12 protein-coding genes and 1 riboswitch are annotated in these 19,879 nt (G+C 64.5%); of the genes, 8 read left to right on the top strand and 4 right to left on the bottom strand.

What is annotated here, in order from left to right; all coding sequences use genetic code 11:
- Position 1: 1 nt before the first annotated feature.
- From A8V01_RS00100 to A8V01_RS00110, 3 genes are all read right to left on the bottom strand, one after another.
- Positions 2-1,135, bottom strand: coding sequence for an acyltransferase family protein (locus A8V01_RS00100; protein ID WP_103093923.1), 1,134 nt, complete (start codon positions 1,133-1,135; stop codon positions 2-4).
- Positions 1,132-3,489 (bottom strand): alpha-N-acetylglucosaminidase, encoded by a 2,358-nt coding sequence (locus A8V01_RS00105; protein ID WP_103093924.1) that lies wholly within the window; start codon positions 3,487-3,489, stop codon positions 1,132-1,134. The genes A8V01_RS00100 and A8V01_RS00105 overlap by 4 nt, the downstream gene beginning before the upstream one ends.
- Before the next feature lie 101 nt (positions 3,490-3,590).
- Positions 3,591-6,308 (bottom strand): TonB-dependent receptor, encoded by a 2,718-nt coding sequence (locus A8V01_RS00110; protein ID WP_103093925.1) that lies wholly within the window; start codon positions 6,306-6,308, stop codon positions 3,591-3,593.
- A gap of 512 nt (positions 6,309-6,820) precedes the next feature.
- Between A8V01_RS00110 and A8V01_RS00115 the strand changes: the two genes are divergently transcribed.
- From A8V01_RS00115 to pnuC, 8 genes are all read left to right on the top strand, one after another.
- Positions 6,821-7,843 (top strand): SIS domain-containing protein, encoded by a 1,023-nt coding sequence (locus A8V01_RS00115; RefSeq protein WP_103093926.1) that lies wholly within the window; start codon positions 6,821-6,823, stop codon positions 7,841-7,843.
- On the top strand, positions 7,840-8,994 hold the full coding sequence (nagA, locus tag A8V01_RS00120; RefSeq protein ID WP_103093927.1) for an N-acetylglucosamine-6-phosphate deacetylase: 1,155 nt from the start codon (positions 7,840-7,842) through the stop codon (positions 8,992-8,994). Before A8V01_RS00115 ends, nagA begins: the two co-directional genes overlap by 4 nt.
- Before the next feature lie 34 nt (positions 8,995-9,028).
- Positions 9,029-11,569: a phosphoenolpyruvate--protein phosphotransferase gene (gene ptsP / locus A8V01_RS00125; protein ID WP_103093928.1), complete on the top strand. Its 2,541-nt coding sequence runs from the start codon at positions 9,029-9,031 to the stop codon at positions 11,567-11,569.
- 17 nt (positions 11,570-11,586) lie between these two features.
- Positions 11,587-13,296, top strand: a complete 1,710-nt coding sequence (gene nagE / locus A8V01_RS00130; protein ID WP_170065784.1) for an N-acetylglucosamine-specific PTS transporter subunit IIBC — start codon at positions 11,587-11,589, stop codon at positions 13,294-13,296.
- 105 nt (positions 13,297-13,401) lie between these two features.
- Complete coding sequence (locus tag A8V01_RS00135) at positions 13,402-14,178, top strand: GntR family transcriptional regulator (protein ID WP_103093930.1); 777 nt, start codon at positions 13,402-13,404, stop codon at positions 14,176-14,178.
- A gap of 64 nt (positions 14,179-14,242) precedes the next feature.
- A riboswitch (TPP riboswitch) is annotated at positions 14,243-14,352 on the top strand.
- 32 nt (positions 14,353-14,384) lie between these two features.
- The gene (locus A8V01_RS00140) at positions 14,385-16,670 is read left to right on the top strand and encodes a TonB-dependent receptor (protein ID WP_103093931.1); all 2,286 of its coding nucleotides are present in this window, start codon (positions 14,385-14,387) and stop codon (positions 16,668-16,670) included.
- A gap of 1 nt (position 16,671) precedes the next feature.
- Positions 16,672-17,805, top strand: coding sequence for a phosphotransferase enzyme family protein (locus A8V01_RS00145; RefSeq protein WP_103093932.1), 1,134 nt, complete (start codon positions 16,672-16,674; stop codon positions 17,803-17,805).
- On the top strand, positions 17,805-18,383 hold the full coding sequence (pnuC, locus tag A8V01_RS00150; protein WP_103093933.1) for a nicotinamide riboside transporter PnuC: 579 nt from the start codon (positions 17,805-17,807) through the stop codon (positions 18,381-18,383). The genes A8V01_RS00145 and pnuC overlap by 1 nt, the downstream gene beginning before the upstream one ends.
- Here pnuC and A8V01_RS00155 read toward each other — a convergent pair.
- Positions 18,378-19,877, bottom strand: a complete 1,500-nt coding sequence (locus A8V01_RS00155; protein ID WP_245892166.1) for an aldehyde dehydrogenase family protein — start codon at positions 19,875-19,877, stop codon at positions 18,378-18,380. The two genes, pnuC and A8V01_RS00155, sit on opposite strands and share 6 nt — an antisense overlap.
- Positions 19,878-19,879 lie beyond the last annotated feature (2 nt).

Below are 19,879 nucleotides of genomic sequence, written 5' to 3' on the forward strand. Positions count from 1 at the left end.
CTCAGGCTCTCAGGATCAGGCCCTTGCGGTCAAGCGCCCAGCCCACGCCCCAGCACACCATGGTATAGATGAACGCGCATAGCAGAGAACCGACGGGGCCGGGGACAAGCTGCTGGAACAGGGCGATGCCGATCCAGTCATAAAGGCCGCCGTAGCCCGGTATCCGCACAAGGTTCATGGTGATCACCAGCAATTCGGAAAACAGGTAGATCGCCAGAGGATTGCGCCCCAGGATCGTGAAGAAGCGCTTGCCTGCGGACACGCCCTTTACCTCGAAAAGCCAGCTTGCAGCCGCCAGCAGGATCAGCGCGATGCCGACGGTAAGCAGGACGAACGAGCCGGTCCACAGCTTCTTGGCGATCGGAAACCACGGGCTCCACGCCAGCGCGGCGATGACAAGTGCGGCCCCCGCCAGCGCGAGTGTCCGTAGCGTGTTCTGCAGCGATCCTGCCCGCAGGATGGCCACGCCCGCAAGATAGCCCGCGATCACGTTTACGGTTGCGGGGAGAGTTCCAAGGAATCCTTCAGGATCGAAACCGCCGTCCTTTTTGTAAAGGTGCCCCTTGGGCAGCAGGTAAAGGTCGAGGCGGGTGCCGGCATTGCCGAACTTGGAATAGGCTTCTCCGGGCAGGCTGAACGTCAGCAGGATCGCCCAGTAGCCCAGCAGCAGCACGACGCAGGCCGCCAGCAGCTTCTTCCAGTCAAGCCAGCGTACCATCAGGCCCGCCAGCACGTAACAAAGCGCAAGGCGCTGCAGCACGCCCGGAATGCGAGTGAGGGCGAAGGGCGCCATGCTCCATCCATCGGCGTCGTGGCGCACGAAGGGATACCAGAACATGAAGAAGCCGATGGCGAAGATGATCGCGCCGCGACGGAACAGGTGCTTCAGGTAAGGCCCGGTCGCGATGGGCTTGCGGGTCGCGAAACTCATCGCGTTGCCCATCGCGAACAGGAAGCAGGGGAATACGAGGTCGGCCAGCGTGAAGCCGATCCACTTGGCGTGGACCAACTGTGTGCAAGGCTTTGCTCCGGGCCCAGCCGTGTTGACAAGGATCATCAGGAAAATGGTGGCGCCCCGGAACACGTCCAGCGAGACAAAACGCTGCGGTTTGGCGGGGAAAGGAGCGGCGGTCATGGCCGGGTTTCCTCCAGCAGATCGCGGACGAGCCGGATCGGATCCTTGGGCTTCTTGCGTTTCCACTGGCGCCCATCGGCGATCCACTGTTGTTCCCATGCGCGAACGGCGCCGACGGCCACGGGTTCGTCAACCGGCTTGCCGCTTGCCCGCGCGGCGCGTTGCGCGGTCAGGAAGCTTTCCCAGCGCGGAAGGTAGTATCCTGCGTAAAGCCCCTGCCATGCGCGTGATGCGTAATCAGACAAGTGGCCTTCGCCGCCCCATACGGTGACGATCGCCTTGGCCTCTTCCTCGAAGCGGTCCTTTTCAGCGGGGGTGTCGCCGTAAGCGCGCGCGTCGGCGATCCAGGAACCCAGCGTTTCCTGCTGGTTCCCTGCCAGGGCGTCGATCCGCCGCGCCAGCGCGCCCATCTTGAAGCGCGCATGGTCACCTTCGTCGAGTTCGCCATCGCGGTAGGCCGTCAGCGTCGCCTTCAGCAGCCGGTCGAGTTCGAGGCTGGCGTAATGGCGGGTCAGGTCGACGATGTCGTATGTCAGAAGCGTCGAGGGCTGGCGCGGAGCGGCGGCGAGAAGCGCCTCGATGCCTTGGCGCAGTTTCGCCGGATCGCCGGGGGCATCGGGATAATCCGCACCGTCCGCCATCGGCCGCTTGAAGAACAGATAGGCGCCCGCGTGCTGCTGCCACCAGCGCGGTTCCCAGTAGCGGGTGCGATAGGCGCCTGCGGCCGCCTGTTCCCACGCCTTGACCAGCGATGGGGATGCTGAGCCGTAACGCGCGGTCAGGTGCTCGCCAAGCCATTCGGCCATCGGCCGGTCCGGCTCGCCCCAGGCAAGGTCATACGCGTAATCGTAGACCACCGAATTGCTGTGCAGCCCTTCGGGGAACAGACCAAAGCCGGTCAGTCGCCCCTTGCGCGGATCGGCGTGAAGCGCGGCCATGTCACGGCGGTAGAAGTCCAGATCGCCGTAGACGGGGTTGCTGCCGCCGTAATTGTGGACGTAACCATAGACCCACGCCTTGCCGTCGAAAGCATCGGTCTTTTGCCAGATGCCGGGATAGCGGTCGTTGCCGATGTCAAGGATCAGCATGCGGTCGTCAGGTACGCGGCTGAGGAATGCTGCGATAGCTTCGGGCGTCCAGAATGCCTTGTCGGCACCGAACAGCCAGCCCTGCATGACCCACGTAGCCTTGGGAGCGGCGGCGGTGATCGATCCGAAAAGCCGTTCGCCATACGCGGCAAGACGCGCATCGCGCACTGCGGGCGGCAGTGCCGCAGCGCGGGTGGCGGCGGTGTTGGCGATGGAGTCCCCGTACTCGGCGGCAGCGGCGTCGCTGCCGTCCTCCGCGATCGGGGGGATCATCTCGTTGAAGGCATCGGCAAGGTAGTATTCCCCCTCGCCGTAAGTGCGGTTGTACAGCGTCACGAAACGGGCCGCCAGTTGCGCGAACAGCGGGTCCGACGGGTCGAGCCAGTAGGTCGGCGGGAAACCTTCCCACGCGCGCATCTTGTATATCCGCGCCTTGGGGTGAGCCTTGGCGAATGCCTCGGGCACATATCCGGCGAAAGCGGGCAGGACCGGCTTCATGCCGAGCGAACGCATGCGCGCCAGAATGCGCAGCTGCAACTGGTGCTTCTTCTCGATCCAGCCCGACGAAAGCGGCGCACGGTAGCCCGCAAGGTTGCCCATGCGCTGCCACGGCAGGAACGGCGCTGCAGAGAGGCCATCTGCGATTGCGCTCTCGCTCATGCCGTTTTCGCGCCAGAGTTCGCGCCAGACGTATTCCTGGCCTTCCATTGCCAGCGGCGTGTCTACGCCGTGCGCGGCCATCCAGTCGATTTCCTGCTCCCAGCGGTCCCAGCCCCACCATGGGGTGGTATAGCCGTAAGTGCAGGTATTGAGATAGGCGCGCAGCGAGAAGGGGGATGCGACTTCGCCGGTATCCATGTCCGGCAGATCGTCCAATGAGCCAAGGCGGCGGCCTTCCCAGCTGACGTGAAGGCGCCCAAGCTTTTCCAGCGTGGCGACCACGCCGCGCACCAGCGCTACGGGGGAGGTGCCCTGTGCCTCGATGCGGCCGTTGCGGATGCGGATGCGATAGTGCGCCGCTCCGGCATCCGGCTTCAGGCTGAAGGAGAGCCTGTCTGCCGGGATGCCGAAGCGGGCCAGCGCGGCGGCGGCGGAATCGACGCCGGGCTGCTCACCGGCCGGAGGAGAGAGGGCCGATGAAACCGGGGGTTGCGCGTCTTGCGCGAAGGCCGCGAAAGGCTGCGCGACGGTGGCGAGCACCAAGGCGGTGGTCGCCCATCGCAAGCTCCCCCTCTTGAACGGACGCTGGATGCGGATCACGGTCATCGGGGGCATTCCTTCGGCAAAGCAGTCTTGAACAGGGTGGGGCCTGCATCTGAAGGCGTGCCCGGAACAGCCCGGACACGCCCCTTATCGTCACGTCGATGTCAGAGTTTCAACGTCGCCGAAAGGTAGAAGCTGCGGCCGTAGAAGCTGCTCTCCTGCCAGATTGAGGAGTCGGTGTAGTACGCTTCCTCGCAGCTGTTGTTGAGGTTGATGACACCCGCCGAGAAGCTCAGCCATTCGTTGGGCGAATAGCCGCCGCTGATATCGACCTGGGTGCGTGCGCGCACCGTATGACCGGCATAGGCGAAGAAGCTGTCGGCGCTGTTCTGCTCGTAGCCGCTGCGGTGGTTGATCGCCGCGCGGATGTTGAAGTGCTCGTTCTCCCAGTAGGGCACGAGGTTCCAGGTCACCTTCGACAGGTTGCGAATGGTGTAGCCGGTGCCGATCGCGACCTTCTGCGGATAGACGCGCGTGAAGTTCGCCATGATTCCGAAGCCGTCCACCGGCAGGAAGCGGTCGAACGACTGCGTCCAGCTGACCTCGAAACCCTTCACGCGGATCGTGCTGGGATCGTTGAGCGTCTGGGTGATGTCGTAGATGTTGCCCGAGGCATCGACGCATTCACCGCCGGAGTTGCTCGACAGTGCCGTCCCGTCGAAGGAGGACGGGCAGACCAGCGACGAATACGTGCCGTTCTTGATCCACTTGTAGAAGCCGTTGATCGAGAGCGCGTTACCGTGGTCATAGTACCACTCGACACCCAGATCGAGCTGCTTGGCGGTCAGCGGCTTGAGGCCCGCCTGGCCAAGATCGACAGTGACCGTGTTGGTTCCAACCGGATCGGTGTTGGCCGAAGTCGATGTGGTCTGCGCCATCGAGGTGCGCGAGTCCATGAACGGACGGACCAGAACCTTGGCAGCGGCGAAACGGACCTGCAGGTTGTTGGTCGGTTCGGCCACAAGGCTCAGGCTCGGCAGGAAGTTGCCGTACTTCTGCGTGACGGTGTACTCGCCGATCTTCTGCTGCACTTCCTCGTAGCCGTCGTCACGCGGTTCGGTGACGTTGCCCAGCACCTTCTGCTTGGTGTGCTCGTAACGCAGGCCGACGTTGCCGCGCAGCGGCATGCCCGCGATCGTCGTGTCGATATCCGCCATTGCGTATACCGATGGCATGTAACGATCGACGTTGTAGCTGGCTTCGGGCGCGAAGATGTCGGGAACGACGATCCCGGCTGCGGCCAGCGCCTTTTCATAGGCGTTGAGGTCCGGCCCGATCCACGCGGTCGGGATGCCAGAACTGCCGTTGAGGAAGCCGGACACCGGATAGTAGGTCGTCGTCATATCCGGGAACACGCTGCTGGTGGCGTCCGGCGCATCGGCCAGCGCAACCATGTCATGACGCGAAACATAGCGGCTGAAGGTTTCGTGGCGGTACTTCACGCCCGCGCTCAGCTTCGAGATCGGCCCGAAAGTGACTTCGCGGCTGACGTCGAACTGCGCGGACTTTTCGGACGAGTTCATGCGGCGGGTAGCGCCGTTTGGATACTCGTTACGCGTCAGCGTGCTACGCTGGTACAGGCTTGGGTCGGTCAGGTCCGTGCCGACGGTGAAGTTCACGTCGTTGGGGTCGCTGAAGTCGATGGATGCGCTGGGGATGTTGACGCCGACGATCGCAGCGCGTTCATCCTGATAGGTCGTGCCCTTGGTGTAGTTCAGCGTGGTGCTGGCAGCCCAGCCCGTGCCGTCATTCCACTTCGCGCCAAGGGTGTAGCCCTGGCTCGTGAGGTTGCGGTCCTCGTGCTGGCGGTTGTTTTCCATGGTGAAATTCGTGGCGGTCACATTGGTGGCGACGCCATTGTTCACTTCGTTCACGGTGATACGCGAGGTGTCGAACAGGAAGACCTGCTGGTTGAGGTCATAGTCGGTCTTGTCGCGCGCGTAGATCGCTGTTGCGTTCATTTCGAAGCGGTCGGACGGCTTCCACTGCACGCCGCCGCTGGCCATCAGCCGTTCGGTGTCGCGATCGATCCGGCGATAGCGCGGACGACGCGGCAACTGCACGCTCTCGCCATCGACGGTCGTGGTCGCCCAGCGGTCCATCCACATATAGTCGGCGCGGTCGCGAAGCTTCTGATAGCCCAGGTTGGCGTAGACGCCGATGGTGGCGTCAGCAAACTGGTCGACGTAGCTGCCGCTGATCTTGGGGGTGATCTTGCCGCCCGCGTATTCGGAGTTCTGACCCTTCACCGACAGGATGATCTGGCGGTCCTTGTAGTCCAGCGGCTTGGGTGTGGAGATGTTCACGGTGCCCGAAAGGCCGCCGGTGTCCATAGCGGCGGTGGGCGACTTGATCACCTCGATCGCGTTGGCGAGTTCGGTCTGGATGATGTCGTATCGGAAGCCGTCCGTGAAGTCGGCGCTCTTGAAGGTCTGGCCGTTGATCGTGGTCAGTGCATACTGCGGACCAAGGCCGCGAATGCTGATCGTCGCGCCGCGACCGTTGATGTTGGACATCTGCACGCCGGAGATGCGCTGGATCGCTTCGGTGATGTTTTCGGCCGGGAACTTGCCGATGTCCTCGGCAGAAATGCCGTCCGTCACGCGCACGTCATTGCGCTTTGCGTCGAGCGCGTTGGCAAGGCTGTTGCGGAAACCGGTAACGACGATGTCGGCAGCATCACCCTCTGCGGGCGCCGCAACCTCCTGCGCCGCAGCCGGTCCGGCCGGCACCAGCAATGCCGGGGCGCAACTGGAAAGCAGCAGGGCAGCCTTCACAAGGCGCCGGGCGATCGGATCGAATACGCGTTCTGAACTTGTCATGACTACCCCCTGAGACGTTTTTCCAGGAGCGGAAAAGCCGAGCGACTCTTCCGCACCTCCTGCGAACATTTTTTGATTTGTTACCCAATCATGTCACAAAGACCCTAAGGCAAGTCAAGTCCATTTGAAGACGAAAATGATTATTTTGGTATTGTCTTGCTCGACGATCCATTGCAGCCCTTGAGGGCCTCTGTTTCTGCCTGCGCATGTGGCCGAGAATAATCGGAAAGCCTGTCGAAATTCGGCATTTCAGCAACATTCCTGCTCACCGAGGCAAGCGGGCTATAAGGCCCGGGGGTCAGTCTGAGTGCGATTTGCCGGCCTGAAGGATACCTTTAAAATACCATTGTGTTATAAATTTCGCGCCATATGATGCCGATGTTCGATCGCGACATTGCCCGGACATATTCCGATTCGCTTCGGTGCCTGCCAGCTAGGAAACATCAAACGTGACAGCAGACGTCAGCCTCGATTCCCCCGCAAGGACACATGATGGATCGCGCGTCACGCTGATGCATGCCGAAGCATGCGAGGCCGGGGCGGCGGTGTCCCGTTTTCTGGCGCAGAACCGCAAGGCGCTGGATTTGCTGGGCGAAAGCCTGCGCAAGGATCCCCCCGCGCTGGTAATCACTTGCGCGCGCGGCTCTTCCGATCACGCGGCGACTTACGCGAAATACCTGGTTGAGACGCTGCTTGGCGTGCCCACGGTATCTGCTGCCTTCTCGACCGTTTCTCTCTACGACGCGCCGGTTGCCTCATCGCCGGGGCGGGTGTTGTGTCTGGCGATATCCCAATCGGGCCGCAGCCCCGACATGCTGGCGACCGTGGAGCGTCAGCAGGCGTCGGGCGCGCTGGTAGTGGCGCTGGTCAATGACGAGGATTCTCCGCTGGCCGCGATGGCTGATGTCGTGCTGCCGCTCTGCGCCGGGCCCGAGAAGTCGGTGGCAGCGACCAAGTCCTACATCACCTCGCTTGCCGGTATCGCCGCGATCGTTGCCGCATGGCGCGACGACGCGGACTTCGCATCCGATCTGGCAGACCTTCCGGCAAGGCTGAACGAGGCGTTCGCGCTCGACTGGTCGGCGCTGGGCGAGGGGCTGCGCGATGCGACGAACCTTTTCGTGATCGGGCGGGGCTATGGCCTGGCCGTGGCGCAGGAGGCTGCGCTCAAGTTCAAGGAGACGTCTGCGCTCCACGCAGAGGCGTTCAGTTCGGCCGAAGTGCGCCACGGCCCGATGGCGGTGGTGCGCGAAGGGTTCCCGGTGATCGCCTTTGCCGGCCCGGACAGCGCGGGTGACGACGTGCGCGCTCTTTGCACTGAGTTCGCCACCCGTGGCGCACGGGTCTGGCTGGCGTCGCAGGCTGATGGCGCGGAACCGGGCATCGGGCATCTTCCCGTGCTTTCGCTGCGGGCCGAACTTGCGCCGCTGGCGACGATTTCGTCCTTCTATCGTATGGCCAACGCCCTGTCTCTTGCACGGGGCAACGATCCCGACAGCCCACCCTATCTTGCCAAGGTGACGCGCACGCGATGACCGTTCTTCATGTCTTCAACGGCAATGTCCTTGCCGCCGATACTGTCCTTCCCGAAGCGCGCATCACTATCGAGCATGAGCGCATCGTTGCCATCGAACCGAGCTGCGGAGGTGCTGCGGACGAGCGGGTCGATCTGGCCGGAGGCTGGATGCTGCCGGGGTTCGTCGACGCGCAGGTCAACGGCGGCGGCGGCGTGCTGTTCAACGATACGCCCACGGTCGACGGCATTGCTGCCATCGGTGCCGCTCATGCGCGCTATGGGACCACGGCATTTCTGCCGACCCTGATCAGCGCCGACCCCGACGTCATCGCCCGTGGCCTGGATGCGGTGGACGAGGCGATCGCGGCAGGCGTTCCCGGCGTGGTCGGCATTCACGTCGAAGGGCCGTTCATCAACCCGCGCCGCAAGGGCATCCACGCCGAGGAACGCCTGATCCGGCTGGATGATGATACGATGGCGCTGCTTACCCGCCCGGCTCGCGGCAGGGTAATGCTGACGCTGGCCCCCGAACTGGCCGATCCCGCCGATCTTGAGCGCCTTGTCGCTGCAGGCGTGATCCTTAGCGCAGGCCATTCAGACGCTACCGCCGAACAGGCTGCGACCGGCTTTGCGCACGGCATCACCGGCGTCACCCACTTGTTCAACGCGATGGCGCCGCTGCATCACCGTGCGCCGGGCCTGATCGGCGCTGCCTTCGACGATGATGGCGTCTGGTGCGGCGTGATCGCGGACGGCGTTCATGTCGTGCCCTCGATCCTGCGGCTGACGCTCAAGGCCAAGTCGGCCGAGCGGGTCATGCTGGTAACGGACGCGATGCCCGGCGTCGGCAACGAAGGCGCGCCTTTCTATCTCGACGGTCACGAGATTTTCGTGCGCGATGGCATCTGCACCGATGCTGCAGGCACGTTGGCGGGATCGGGGCTCGACATGGCGGGTGCCGTGCGCAACATCGTGGCGATGACCGGCATTACAGTGCCCGTTGCTGCGCGCATGGCTGCGCAGACGCCTGCTGCCTACCTCGGGCTGGATGACGAATACGGCCGGGTGCAGCCCGGCTACCGCGCCGACTTCGCGATGCTCGACAGCGCGTTGAAGCCGATGCAGACGTGGATCGGCGGGCGTCGCCACGATTGCCCTTCTTACGCCTGATACCCTCACCGATCGCATTTTGCCGGGAACCGAGATGCCGCCCATTTCCCTTAGCGTACCCCTTGCCGGTTGGCTTTGCCCCTTGCACGAAGTTCCCGATCCGGTCTTTGCGAGCGGTATGCTGGGGCAGGGTGTGGCGATCGATCCGCTGGGTGACGTGCTCCACGCCCCCGCTGCGGGCGAGGTGATCGGTTTTCACGAAGCGGGCCACGCGGTTACCTTGCGTTTGCACGAAGGCGTGGAACTGCTGCTGCACTTCGGTCTGGATACGGTAGGCCTCGGCGGGGTGGGGTTCACGCCGCTGGTGCGCATTGGGGACAAGGTATCTGCGGGCCAGCCCCTTCTGCGCGTGGTGTTGGACGAGGTCGTCGACGGCGCGCGCAGTCTTGTCACCCCGGTGCTGGTCACCGAACCTTCAGGCCATGCGATCGAATGGGTGGCAGCATTCGGCCCGGTCGAAGTTGGCCAGCCCATGGCGTTGCTTGTGCCCGATGGCTTGGCAGCGCCAGCGAATGGGGATGCGGCGGCATTCGAGGAGCGGTTGAGCCGTGACGTGCGTGTTCCGCTGGCTCATGGCCTTCATGCACGCCCCTGCGCCCGGCTGGCCGAAACGCTGAAGGGCTTCGATGCGCAAGTGCGCGTGGCGGCGGCGGGGCGTGAAGCCTCCCTCGCCAGCCCCACTGCCATGTTGCGTCTGGCGGTGCGTCACGGCGATACGATCACTCTTCTGGCGAGCGGCCCGGATGCCGACGCTGCGCTGGCCGAACTGGCGCGGACGATCGAGGGCGGGATGGGGGAGGGCGCACCGTTTCCCGTTGGCTCTGCGACAACAGCCGAGGCCCATGTTGCCGATGCTGACGCTGCAGTCGTCCAGGTCACCGCGCCACTTGCCGGCGATGTCCTGCGCGGGGTAACGGCATCGCCGGGCATCGCGGTCGGCCCTGTATGGCGACCGGTGCAGCCTGAACCGCCAATCGATGCCATCGGCGCCGGAGCAGAGGTGGAAGCCGCGCGTCTTCACGATGCGCTTGCAGCGGTGCGGGCGAAGCTTGGCAGCGCAAACGGCGGGCAGGCAGAGGAAGATGCGATCCTTGGCGCGCATCTTGCCCTTCTTGATGATCCCGAACTGTCCGGTGGCGCGCTGGCCCTGATCGCGGAAGGCATGAGCGCAGGGCTGGCATGGCGGCGCATACTGCATGCAGAAGCGGCGGCATTGCGCGCTACCGGCGATGCGCGCTTCGCGGAACGGGCGGCGGATTTCCTTGATCTTGACCTCAGGGTCCAATGGCAACTGGTGGGCACCGAACCTCCGATAGTGGTCGCACCTGCAGGATCGATCCTGGTGGCGGATGACTTGTTGCCTTCGCAAGTGGCTGCCCTGCCCCCCGGCGGCGTGGCGGGGCTGGCAACCGCGCGTGGAGGACCGACCTCGCACGTGGCGATCATCGCGGCGAGCCGGGGACTGCCCGCGCTGGTGGCTCTGGGTAATGCAGTGCTGGGCATCGCCGACGGCACCACGGTAGTGCTGGACGCGGCAGGTGGAGCGCTGGAGGTCGATCCGGGAGCGGATCGTGTGAATGCTGCGCGCGCCGAAGCGGCGCTGCGCGAGGCGCGGCGGGCGGCGGCACTGGCGGCATCGTCGCGGCCGGGCGCGACGGCAGATGGGCATCGGGTGAAGGTTTTCGCGAACTTCGGCAAGCTTGACGACGTTGCGCCCGCGTTGGCGCAGGGGGCGGAGGGGTGCGGGTTGCTGCGCACCGAATTCCTGTTCCTCGACCGGGCGGATGCGCCTGACGAGGATGAGCAGGCGGCATGTTACGGTGCCATTGCAAAGGCTCTGGAAGGGCGCCCGCTGATCGTGCGCCTGCTCGATATCGGTGGCGACAAGCCCGCGCCTTATCTGCCCATTGCGGTGGAGGAGAACCCGGCGCTGGGCCTGCGCGGTATTCGTGTGGGGCTGGCGCGGCCCGAAGTGCTGTCTACGCAGATCCGCGCGATCCTGCGCGCTACCTCCTCGGGCGATATCCGGATCATGGCCCCGATGATCGCGCGGGTGGAGGAACTGCGGGACGTGCGCGAAGTGCTGCTGGCAGAGGCTGCGGCGCTGGGCGTCGCGGCGCCTGAACTGGGCGTCATGGTCGAAACGCCTGCGGCCGCTGTCATGGCCGATCGGCTTGCGGCGGAGTGTGATTTCCTGTCCATCGGCACCAATGATTTGACCCAGTACACGCTGGCGATGGACCGCGGGAATGCGGCAGTGGCCGGCGGCATCGACGGGCTGGACCCGGCGGTCCTGCGGCTGATCGCACAGACATGTGCGGGCGCGGATCGCTTTGGCAAATGGGTTGGCGTGTGCGGAGGGCTGGCTTCCGATCCGCTGGCGGTGGGGCTGCTGGTCGGCCTTGGCGTCGCGGAACTGTCTGCTGCGCCGGGGCAGGTGGCCGAAGTGAAGGCGACGCTTGCCGCATTGACGCGCGAGCACTGCGAAATCGTGGCGAGCGAGGCTCTGGAGGCGTCGAGCGCAGCGCAAGTGCGCGCGCTGGCGGCCAATTTGCTCAGGAAGGCGGGACTGTGAGGGACGCGATACGATCCATGGGCCAGCGGCTGCAGGGCCTTGGCCGCGCGCTGATGCTGCCGATCGCGGTGCTGCCGGTGGCAGCGCTGTTGCTGCGGCTTGGTCAGCCGGACCTTCTGGGGCTCGACTTCGTGAGCGCAGCGGGCAACGCGATGTTCGCTAACCTGGGCCTGCTGTTCGCCATCGGCGTTGCCACCGGCTTTGCCCGCGACGGCAACGGCGCGGCGCCGCTGGCGGGCGCGGTGTGTTTCCTTGTCGCCAGTGAAGGCGCGCGTGCGTTGCTGGTGGTCCCGCCCGAGGTGACGGCAGGTGTTGCGGCTGATGCGGCGGCAATCAAGGCGGCGCTGACTTCGGCGTGGAGCCAGGCGCAGATCGCGCGGCTTTCGGTGCCGATCGGAATCGTATCGGGCATCATCGGTGGCAGTGCGTACAACCGCTTCCACAACTTCCGCGCGCCGGAATACCTGGCGTTCTTCGGCGGGCGGCGGTTCGTGCCCATCGTCAGCGGCACTGTCGGCGTGCTGATCGCGGGCGTGGTCGGCGCGGCGTTTCCGGCGGTCAACAGCGGTATCGACGGGATGAGCCGCCTTGCCCTTGCCAGCGGAGAGTGGGGGCTGTTCGTCTATGGGCTGCTCAACCGCCTGTTGCTGGTGACGGGGCTGCATCACATCATCAACAACGTCGCATGGTTCGTACTGGGCGATTATCACGGCACCACCGGCGACTTGCGCCGCTTCTTTGCGGGCGACCCGGATGCCGGGGCATTCATGACCGGCTTCTTCCCGGTCATGATGTTCGGCCTGCCCGCCGCGTGCCTTGCCATGTATCGCTCCGCCTTGCCGCAGCGGCGCAAGGCGACAGGGGGCATGCTGCTGAGCCTTGCCGCCACGTCGTTCCTGACCGGCGTGACTGAGCCGATCGAGTTCAGCTTCATGTTTCTGGCGCCGGTGCTCTTCGTGGTTCATGCGGTGCTGACGGGCGTGTCGATGGCGCTGATGTCGGCGCTTGACGTTCATCTCGGCTTCGGGTTCTCCGCAGGGCTGTTCGACTATGTGCTCAATCTGGGCAAGGCGCAGAAGCCGCTGTTGCTGCTGCCGGTGGGGCTGGCCTACTTCGCGGTCTATTACACGGTGTTCCGCTGGGTCATCGTGCGCTTCGACCTTAAGACGCCGGGGCGCGAGGATCTGGTTGAGAATACCGACCGTACCGAACGTCCTGCCGGAGAGCGCGGCCTTGCCTTCCTCGATGCGTTGGGCGGGGCACAGAACCTGCGCGAGATCGGCGCCTGCACCACGCGCCTGCGTCTTGTGGTGGGCGATCAGGGGCTGGTCGACGAGGCTGAACTGCGCGCGCTTGGGGCCAAGGGCGTGATTCGTCCTTCCGCGCATGGCCTGCAGGTGGTGCTTGGTCCGATCGCCGATACGGTGGCGGACGAAATCCGCAATGCTTCGCACGGAGCTTCACAGGCAGCCGCTGCGGTTGCTGAGCCCGTGCCGTCAGGCCCGATGTCACTCGATCCCGCATGCCTGCCAGCAGTGGTCCGTACGGCTCTGGGGGAAGGCGCCCAGGTATGGACTTCGCACGGCCGCCTGCTGGTAGAGAGCGCGCGGGAGCCTGACCTCGATGCGCTGACCGCGCACGGCATGCGTGGCGGCGCGCGCATAGGTGCGCGCTGGCACCTGCTTTTCGCCCCTGAAACGATCGCAGACTGGCACGCCGCCCCTTGAAATCGGCAACTGGTGACGCAGTTTTCCAATACCAATGCGATACAGGTGATATTCGCGTTGTCCCGCCTTCGTTCTCGTCGTATCGCAGGCGGATAGAGGAGAACTATGTCAGCCCTGGATACGATCGGCCCACTTCGCGAAAGCGAGACAGGCCCCCGCTATATGCGCCTCCAGCGGCTCATCCGCGAAGCCATCGACAAGCAGCGGATCACGATCGGATCTGCGCTCCCCACCGAGCGCGAGCTGGTGGAGGAGTATGGCGTATCGCGCGTCACCGTGCGCAAGGCGATCGACGGGCTGGTGGAGGAAGGCATGCTGGAACGCCGGCAGGGCGCGGGCACGTTCGTTGCCGCCTCCAGTCAGGCAGAACGGCAGCACGGTGATAGAGGCCAGCGCGTGGAGAAGAGCTTCTCCATCATGTCCTCCTTTTCCGAAGACATGACCGCGCGCGGGCGCAAGCCCAGCAACGTGTGGATCGATCGGTCGGAGGGCGCCGTCACGCCTGACGAGGCCATGCTGCTTGGCCTCTCGCCGGGTTCGCGCATCCTGCGCTTCAGCCGTATCCGTTGTGCCGACGGGGAGACGATGGCGATCGAACATGCCGTGGTTCCCGGCTGGGCGTTGCCTTCGCCCGATGTGGTGGGGGATTCGCTCTATGCCGCGCTTGAGGGTCAGGGGCATCGCCCGGTGCGGGCGTTGCAGCGCTTGCGCTCGGTCGGCTTCAGCCCCGAACATGCCGAGATGCTGGGCATTTCCGCAGGTGACCCGTGCCTTGCCATCGAGCGACGTGCGTTCCTTCCCGATGGCCGCATGGTAGAGGCAACATCGTGCTTCTATCGCGGCGACGCTTACGACCTTGTCGTCGAGCAGGGCGATTACTGACCGCTTCCTCCCGCGCGCCTGCAAATAATAACGCTTTGCACTTGGCATCCGAACGCCTATGCGCCGCCCATCCCCGGGGGGCCGCTTATGCGTGGCTGAGAGGTGGTCTGCAGACCACGACCCGCTGAACCTGATCCGGTTGACACCGGCGTAGGGAGGGTTGGCGGCAGGTCCGTTGTCCCTCCGAGTGGAGTGGACGCGTGACGATGGCAAGTAAGTTCAAGTTCTTTTCCGGTGCAGTTCTGGCCTTCCCGGTGCTGTTCGCAGCGGTTCCGGCACTGGCTGACGATGCCGACAGCACCCCCATTCAGGTTATCGGTCACGCCGACCCCGAAGGATTGTTGCCCGATCAGACGGCACCCAAAGCCGTCAGCGCTATATCGTCGGAATTCATCGTCAAGCAGGCGCCGACGCTGAACGCCTTCCAGTTGGTCAACCTGCTGCCCGGTGCAAACGTATCGAGCAGCGATCCCTATGGCCTGTCCACCAGTTCCAGCCTGACGATGCGCGGGCTGGGGCAGGACCAGATCGGCGTGCTGATGGAAGGCGCGCCGCAGAACGACATCGGCTATTACTACGCCTACCCGTCGCAGTTCGCCGATGCCGAAAACGTGCAGCAGGTACGGCTGGCGCAGGGCGCGGCCGAGATCGACGCGCCTGTGATCGCGGCGGCGGGCGGCCTGCTTTCCCTGACGCTGGACGATCCCAAAGAGCGCATGGGCGGGCTGATCAACCTGTCCGTCGGCTCGTTCGACGAACGCCGCGCTTTCGTGCGTTTCGATACCGGAGAGATCGGGAACACCGGGCTCAAGGCCTCCGTGTCCTATTCCAACAATCGCGCGGACAACTGGCGCGGCCCCGGTTTCGACAAGCGCCAGCACATCGATGCCAAGCTGCTGGCTGAATGGGGAGAGGGTAATCGCGCGAGCGTCTCGCTTTCGTTCAACGAGGCAGAGACGTCAGCCTATCCCGGCCCGACCATGGCGGACTGGCGCACATCGGGGCGCGACTTCAACTACAGTGCGGATTACGCGGGCGGCGATACCGCCTACTGGCGGCTCTACCGCGCGCCGTTCCGCAACCTTTACGCCGCCGCGCCGCTGCACCTCAGGCTGGCGGAAGGGCTTACCTTCGACAGCACCGGCTATCTCCAGTTCGGCTACGGCAATGCGCCTTACGGCACGCAGCTGGCAACGACCGGCAACTTCCTCGGCACCGAGGAACTGGCGCAGCCGATCGAACTGCCCGGTGCCGTGGACGGCGTCGCCACGGTGATGGGCAACTGGACCGGCAAGCAGTTTCGCGGTGGTAACGTCAGCAAGCTGACGCTGGAAGCTGGCGCGCACACGCTGACGGCGGGTCTCTGGTTCGATTACGGCACGGACCGGGTGCAGCAGACATACACCTCGGTGGGCGAAGATGGCCGTCCTTTCGACAAGTGGGGTTATCCGGGCAAGGCAATCCGTACTGCCGACGGGCGCCTGCTTGCGTATGAGAACGCGCGCACCGTTACCGTGACCAAGAGTTTCTTCGTGGCGGACAGCATCGCCGTGACACCGCGCCTTGGCGTGGATATCGGGTTCAAGGGCGTGGACCTGCTGCGCAACGGGCGCAATCACCTGCCCGGTCCGCAGACGAAAGTGCGTACCAGCACGTTCGCCGCGCTGCCGCGCGCTTCTGTGCATTTCAGGTTGGATGACCGCCAGCAGCTGCTCGCCAACGTGACCACGAACTTCCGCTCGCCCAACGAATTTGCGCTTTATAACAGCTACTACGGCGGAGAAGTCGTCCAGCAGGGCACGGGCGCGCTGAAGAACGAGTATTCGGTGTCCGAGGAACTGGGCTACCGTTATATCGGGCCAAGCTTGTCATTCTCGGTCACCGCTTTCCACTATCACTTCCGCAACCGGCAGGTGGCGACGGTGATCAATAGCGGCGGCGCGCTGGTCAATTCCACGGTCAACGCCGGCAGCCAGACAAGTTATGGCCTGGACGGAGAGATTGACTATCGTCCGGCGAAGGGCGTCAGCATATACCTCTCGGGCGAATACCTGCACACCCGGCAGGACGATGATCTGGCGATCGGTGGCGACTATCTGCCTACCAAGGGCAAGCGCGCGGTATCCAGCCCCAGTTTCCAGTTCGCCCTTGGCACCACCTATGACGACGGGCGGCTGTTCGGCAGCACCGCGCTCAAGTACGTTGGCCGTCAGTATTCGACGTTCATGAACGACGAGAGCATCAAGGGCTATGCCACGCTGGATCTGGCGGTGGGCGTCCATCTGGCCGGGCTGATCGATGCGCAGCGCATGGACCTGCGCCTCAACGCGATCAACGTGACCAATCCCCGCGTGCTTGCGGGCGTGCAGACCGTGGGCGCCAATGCGCTGGATACGATCGGTCGCAACGGCACGCTGATCGCGGGTTCCGCTCCGGCCTATTACATCGGCGGAGGGCGCGCCGTGGTGGCCACGCTGTCGCGCGCGTTCTGATATGAGCGTGGCGCCACTGCCTGCAGAACACCGCGTTCACGGGATGGGCACGGCGCTTGAAGCGCCGGTCTGGCCTGTGATCACTGCGGCAGAAGCGCAGGATGTGCTGGCGCGGTTCGCGCAGGCGGGGCCGTTCGGCGGGCTCAACTGGCATTCGCCGCGTCCGTTCTCGGCCGCCGTGCTGCTTGACGCGGGCGATGAGACGCTGTTCCTCAAGCGGCATCACCGTTCGGTGCGCACGCCTGCCGCGTTGGCGGAGGAGCATGCCTTCATGGCCCACATAGGCGCGCGCGGAGTGGTGGTGCCGCAAGTTCTGCGCACGCCGGACGGTGCGGGGGCGATCGGGCACGGGGAATGGACTTACGAACTCCATCGCCGCGCGCCGGGGATCGACCTTTATCGTGAGCGCCAGTCCTGGACGCCCTTTCTTGCGTCCAGCCATGCTTTCGAAGCAGGTGCGGCGCTGGCCCGTCTGCATATAGCCGCGCGCGATTTCACGGCGCCCGCGCGTGGCGGCCATCCGCTGGTCGCCAGCTTCACCATAGTGCCTGCAAACGATCCGATGGCAGCGGCGGAGGCTTACATCGCTGGACGCCCGGCGCTCGCCAGCTACCTGAACGGCAAGCGATGGCGGCCGGAACTGGCGCGCCTGTTCGCAACGCTGGGCCAGGGCCTGGCGGAACGGCTACAGGGCTTGCCGGCGCTGTGGACCCATAACGATTGGCACCCCTCCAACCTCTTGTGGCACCCTGACGGCGCCGTAAGTGCCGTTATGGATTTCGGCCTTTCTACAAGGACTTGCGCGCTCCACGACCTTGCCACGGCGATCGAACGGACGGCCATTTCATGGCTGGAACCGATTGAGAGGACAGGAGATTGTAGCGCCGCACGGGCGATTCTGACGGGCTATCGGTCTGTGCTGCCGCTGTCACCCGAAGAAATTGCAATAATCGTGCGCCTGTTGCCGCTGGTGCATATCGAATTTGCACTTTCGGAGGCGGACTATTTCGCAGGGGTGCTGAGCGACAAGATGCAGGCCGACCTTGCCTGGCATGACTACCTTATCGGTCATGCGGAATGGTTCATGTATTTGACTGGAAAGGAATTTCTGGGCCAGATAGAGGCGGCGGCGTGATGTCCCCGCTGGAGATTTGCGCGGTTGTCGTCAGCTTCCTCGGCATCTGGCTGACGACCCGCCGCAACATGCTGTGCTGGCCGGTGAACCTTCTGGCATGCGCCTTGTATTTCAAGCTTTTTCTGGACGTCAGGCTCTATTCCGACATGGTGCTACAGGCCCTCTTCGGGCTTGCCATCCTCTACGGCTGGATCGCCTGGGCGCGCGGCAGGGACGATAGTGGAAGCGTGGTCGTCGGCCGCCTCTCCCCCTCGGCCGCGATCATCGGCCTTGCCATCGGAGCAGTGGGTGCGCTGGCAGCCGGGTGGCTGACGCACCGTTATACCGACGCGGCCCTGCCATGGATGGACGCGGCGCTGAGCAGCTTCAGCCTTGTCGCACAATACTGGACCGCGCGCCGCAAATCCGCCAGCTGGCTGCTGTGGATCGCGGTGGACGTGCTTTACGTCGGCATGTTCGCATTCAAGGACTTGTGGCTTACGGCTGGCCTGTACGCCGCGATGGTGGCCCTTGCGGTGCTGGGATACCGGCGCTGGAGAGCGGCGGCGGCACTGCAAGGGCGCGTCATCACATCATAGGCGCGCGGTGACCGCCTTGGTTTCCAGATAGGCGTCGAGCCCTTCCTGTCCGAACTCCCGGCCCCAGCCCGACTGGCCATAGCCGCCGAACGGAATGTTGGTGCCGACGGCGCCGTGGCAGTTGATCGATACCTGCCCCGATCGCACCCGCTTCACCAACCGGTGCGCAAAGGCCATGTCCCGCGTCCAGACGCTGCCGGACAGGCCATAAGGCGTATCGTTGGCAAGGCGGGCCAGTTCGTCGATATCGGTTGTGGACACCTTCTGCACGGCCATGACCGGGCCGAAGATTTCCTCGCGCATGATCGCCATGTCAGGGGCGCAATCGGTAAAAATGGTGGGCTGGACGAAGTTGCCCGCACGCGCCAGCTTTTCGCCGCCCGTCACCAGACGCGCGCCCGCTGCCTTTGCGGCTTCGATATGGCCCATGACTTTGGCGCAGTGAGCCTCTGAAATCAGCGGTCCCTGCATCGTCGCAGGGTTAAGCCCGTGGCCCATGGTCATTCCCGCTGCGAACTGTGTCAAACCTTCCATCAGCGCATCGTGGATTGCTTCGTGCGCGAAGATGCGGGTGCCGGCCATGCAGTTCTGGCCCTGCAGGAAGAACGTTGCCATTGCTACGCCCGGCACCGCGAGCGCAAGGTCGGCATCCGGCATCACGATGACCGGGCTTTTGCCGCCCAGTTCAAGGCTTACCTTCTTGAGATTGCCCAGCGCTGCGGTGACGATGCGCCGCCCGGTTGCGGTCGAGCCGGTGAACGAAATCTTGTCGACGTCCGGGTGCTCGGCCAGCGTCTGTCCCGCATCGGCGCCAAATCCGTTGACGATGTTGACCACGCCCGCCGGGAAGCCCGCTTCGCTGAACATGTCGGCGAGAGCGAGCAGCGAAAGCGGCGTTTCTTCCGACGGCTTGATGACGACGGTACACCCCGCCGCCAGCGCGGGCGCCAGTTTGAGGATCGCGGTTGAGAGCGGGACGTTCCAGGGCACGATCTGGCCGACGACGCCGACCGGTTCGCGCAGGGTGTACGTCAGCGCATCGGCTTCGGCGGAAACGTGGCGCGGCGGGGTGGTAGTGGTCCCTTCGATCCGCAGGATTGCGCCCGCGTAGTAGTCCACCATCTCCACGCAGTTCGCCGTTGTGAGCCCGGCGATGAAGCGCGGCATGCCGTTGTCGATGATATCGAGTTCGGTCAGCAGCGTGGCATTGGCTTCCATGATCCGGGCAAGGCGCTGCAGGATCGCAGTCCGTTCGGCCGCGGCCATGCGGCTCCACGGACCTTCGAATGCGCGACGCGCGGCGGCGACGGCGCTGTCGATCTGCGCTTTTCCACCGATGTGGAAGCGCGCGATGACAAGGCCGGTAGCGGGATCGCGCGTTTCGTGAAAGGCACAGCCTTCAACCCGCTCCCCATCGATCAGTAGCCGCATGTCGCGGGCGAGGAATGCGGTGGTTTCGGGGGAAAGGGCATGGCCGTCGAAAGGCTGGGTCATGG

The organism is Novosphingobium guangzhouense (assembly GCF_002896965.1).
Taxonomy (GTDB): domain Bacteria; phylum Pseudomonadota; class Alphaproteobacteria; order Sphingomonadales; family Sphingomonadaceae; genus Novosphingobium; species Novosphingobium guangzhouense.

Coding starts and splice junctions, on each gene's coding strand:
- A8V01_RS00110 (WP_103093925.1), bottom strand. CDS start 6,308: ATGACAAGTTCAGAACGCGTATTCGATCCGATCGCCCGGCGCCTTGTG.
- nagE (WP_170065784.1), top strand. CDS start 11,587: ATGGGCCAGCGGCTGCAGGGCCTTGGCCGCGCGCTGATGCTGCCGATC.
- A8V01_RS00105 (WP_103093924.1), bottom strand. CDS start 3,489: ATGACCGTGATCCGCATCCAGCGTCCGTTCAAGAGGGGGAGCTTGCGA.
- A8V01_RS00100 (WP_103093923.1), bottom strand. CDS start 1,135: ATGACCGCCGCTCCTTTCCCCGCCAAACCGCAGCGTTTTGTCTCGCTG.
- A8V01_RS00155 (WP_245892166.1), bottom strand. CDS start 19,877: ATGACCCAGCCTTTCGACGGCCATGCCCTTTCCCCCGAAACCACCGCA.
- ptsP (WP_103093928.1), top strand. CDS start 9,029: ATGCCGCCCATTTCCCTTAGCGTACCCCTTGCCGGTTGGCTTTGCCCC.
- pnuC (WP_103093933.1), top strand. CDS start 17,805: ATGTCCCCGCTGGAGATTTGCGCGGTTGTCGTCAGCTTCCTCGGCATC.
- A8V01_RS00115 (WP_103093926.1), top strand. CDS start 6,821: ATGCATGCCGAAGCATGCGAGGCCGGGGCGGCGGTGTCCCGTTTTCTG.
- A8V01_RS00145 (WP_103093932.1), top strand. CDS start 16,672: ATGAGCGTGGCGCCACTGCCTGCAGAACACCGCGTTCACGGGATGGGC.
- A8V01_RS00140 (WP_103093931.1), top strand. CDS start 14,385: ATGGCAAGTAAGTTCAAGTTCTTTTCCGGTGCAGTTCTGGCCTTCCCG.
- A8V01_RS00135 (WP_103093930.1), top strand. CDS start 13,402: ATGTCAGCCCTGGATACGATCGGCCCACTTCGCGAAAGCGAGACAGGC.
- nagA (WP_103093927.1), top strand. CDS start 7,840: ATGACCGTTCTTCATGTCTTCAACGGCAATGTCCTTGCCGCCGATACT.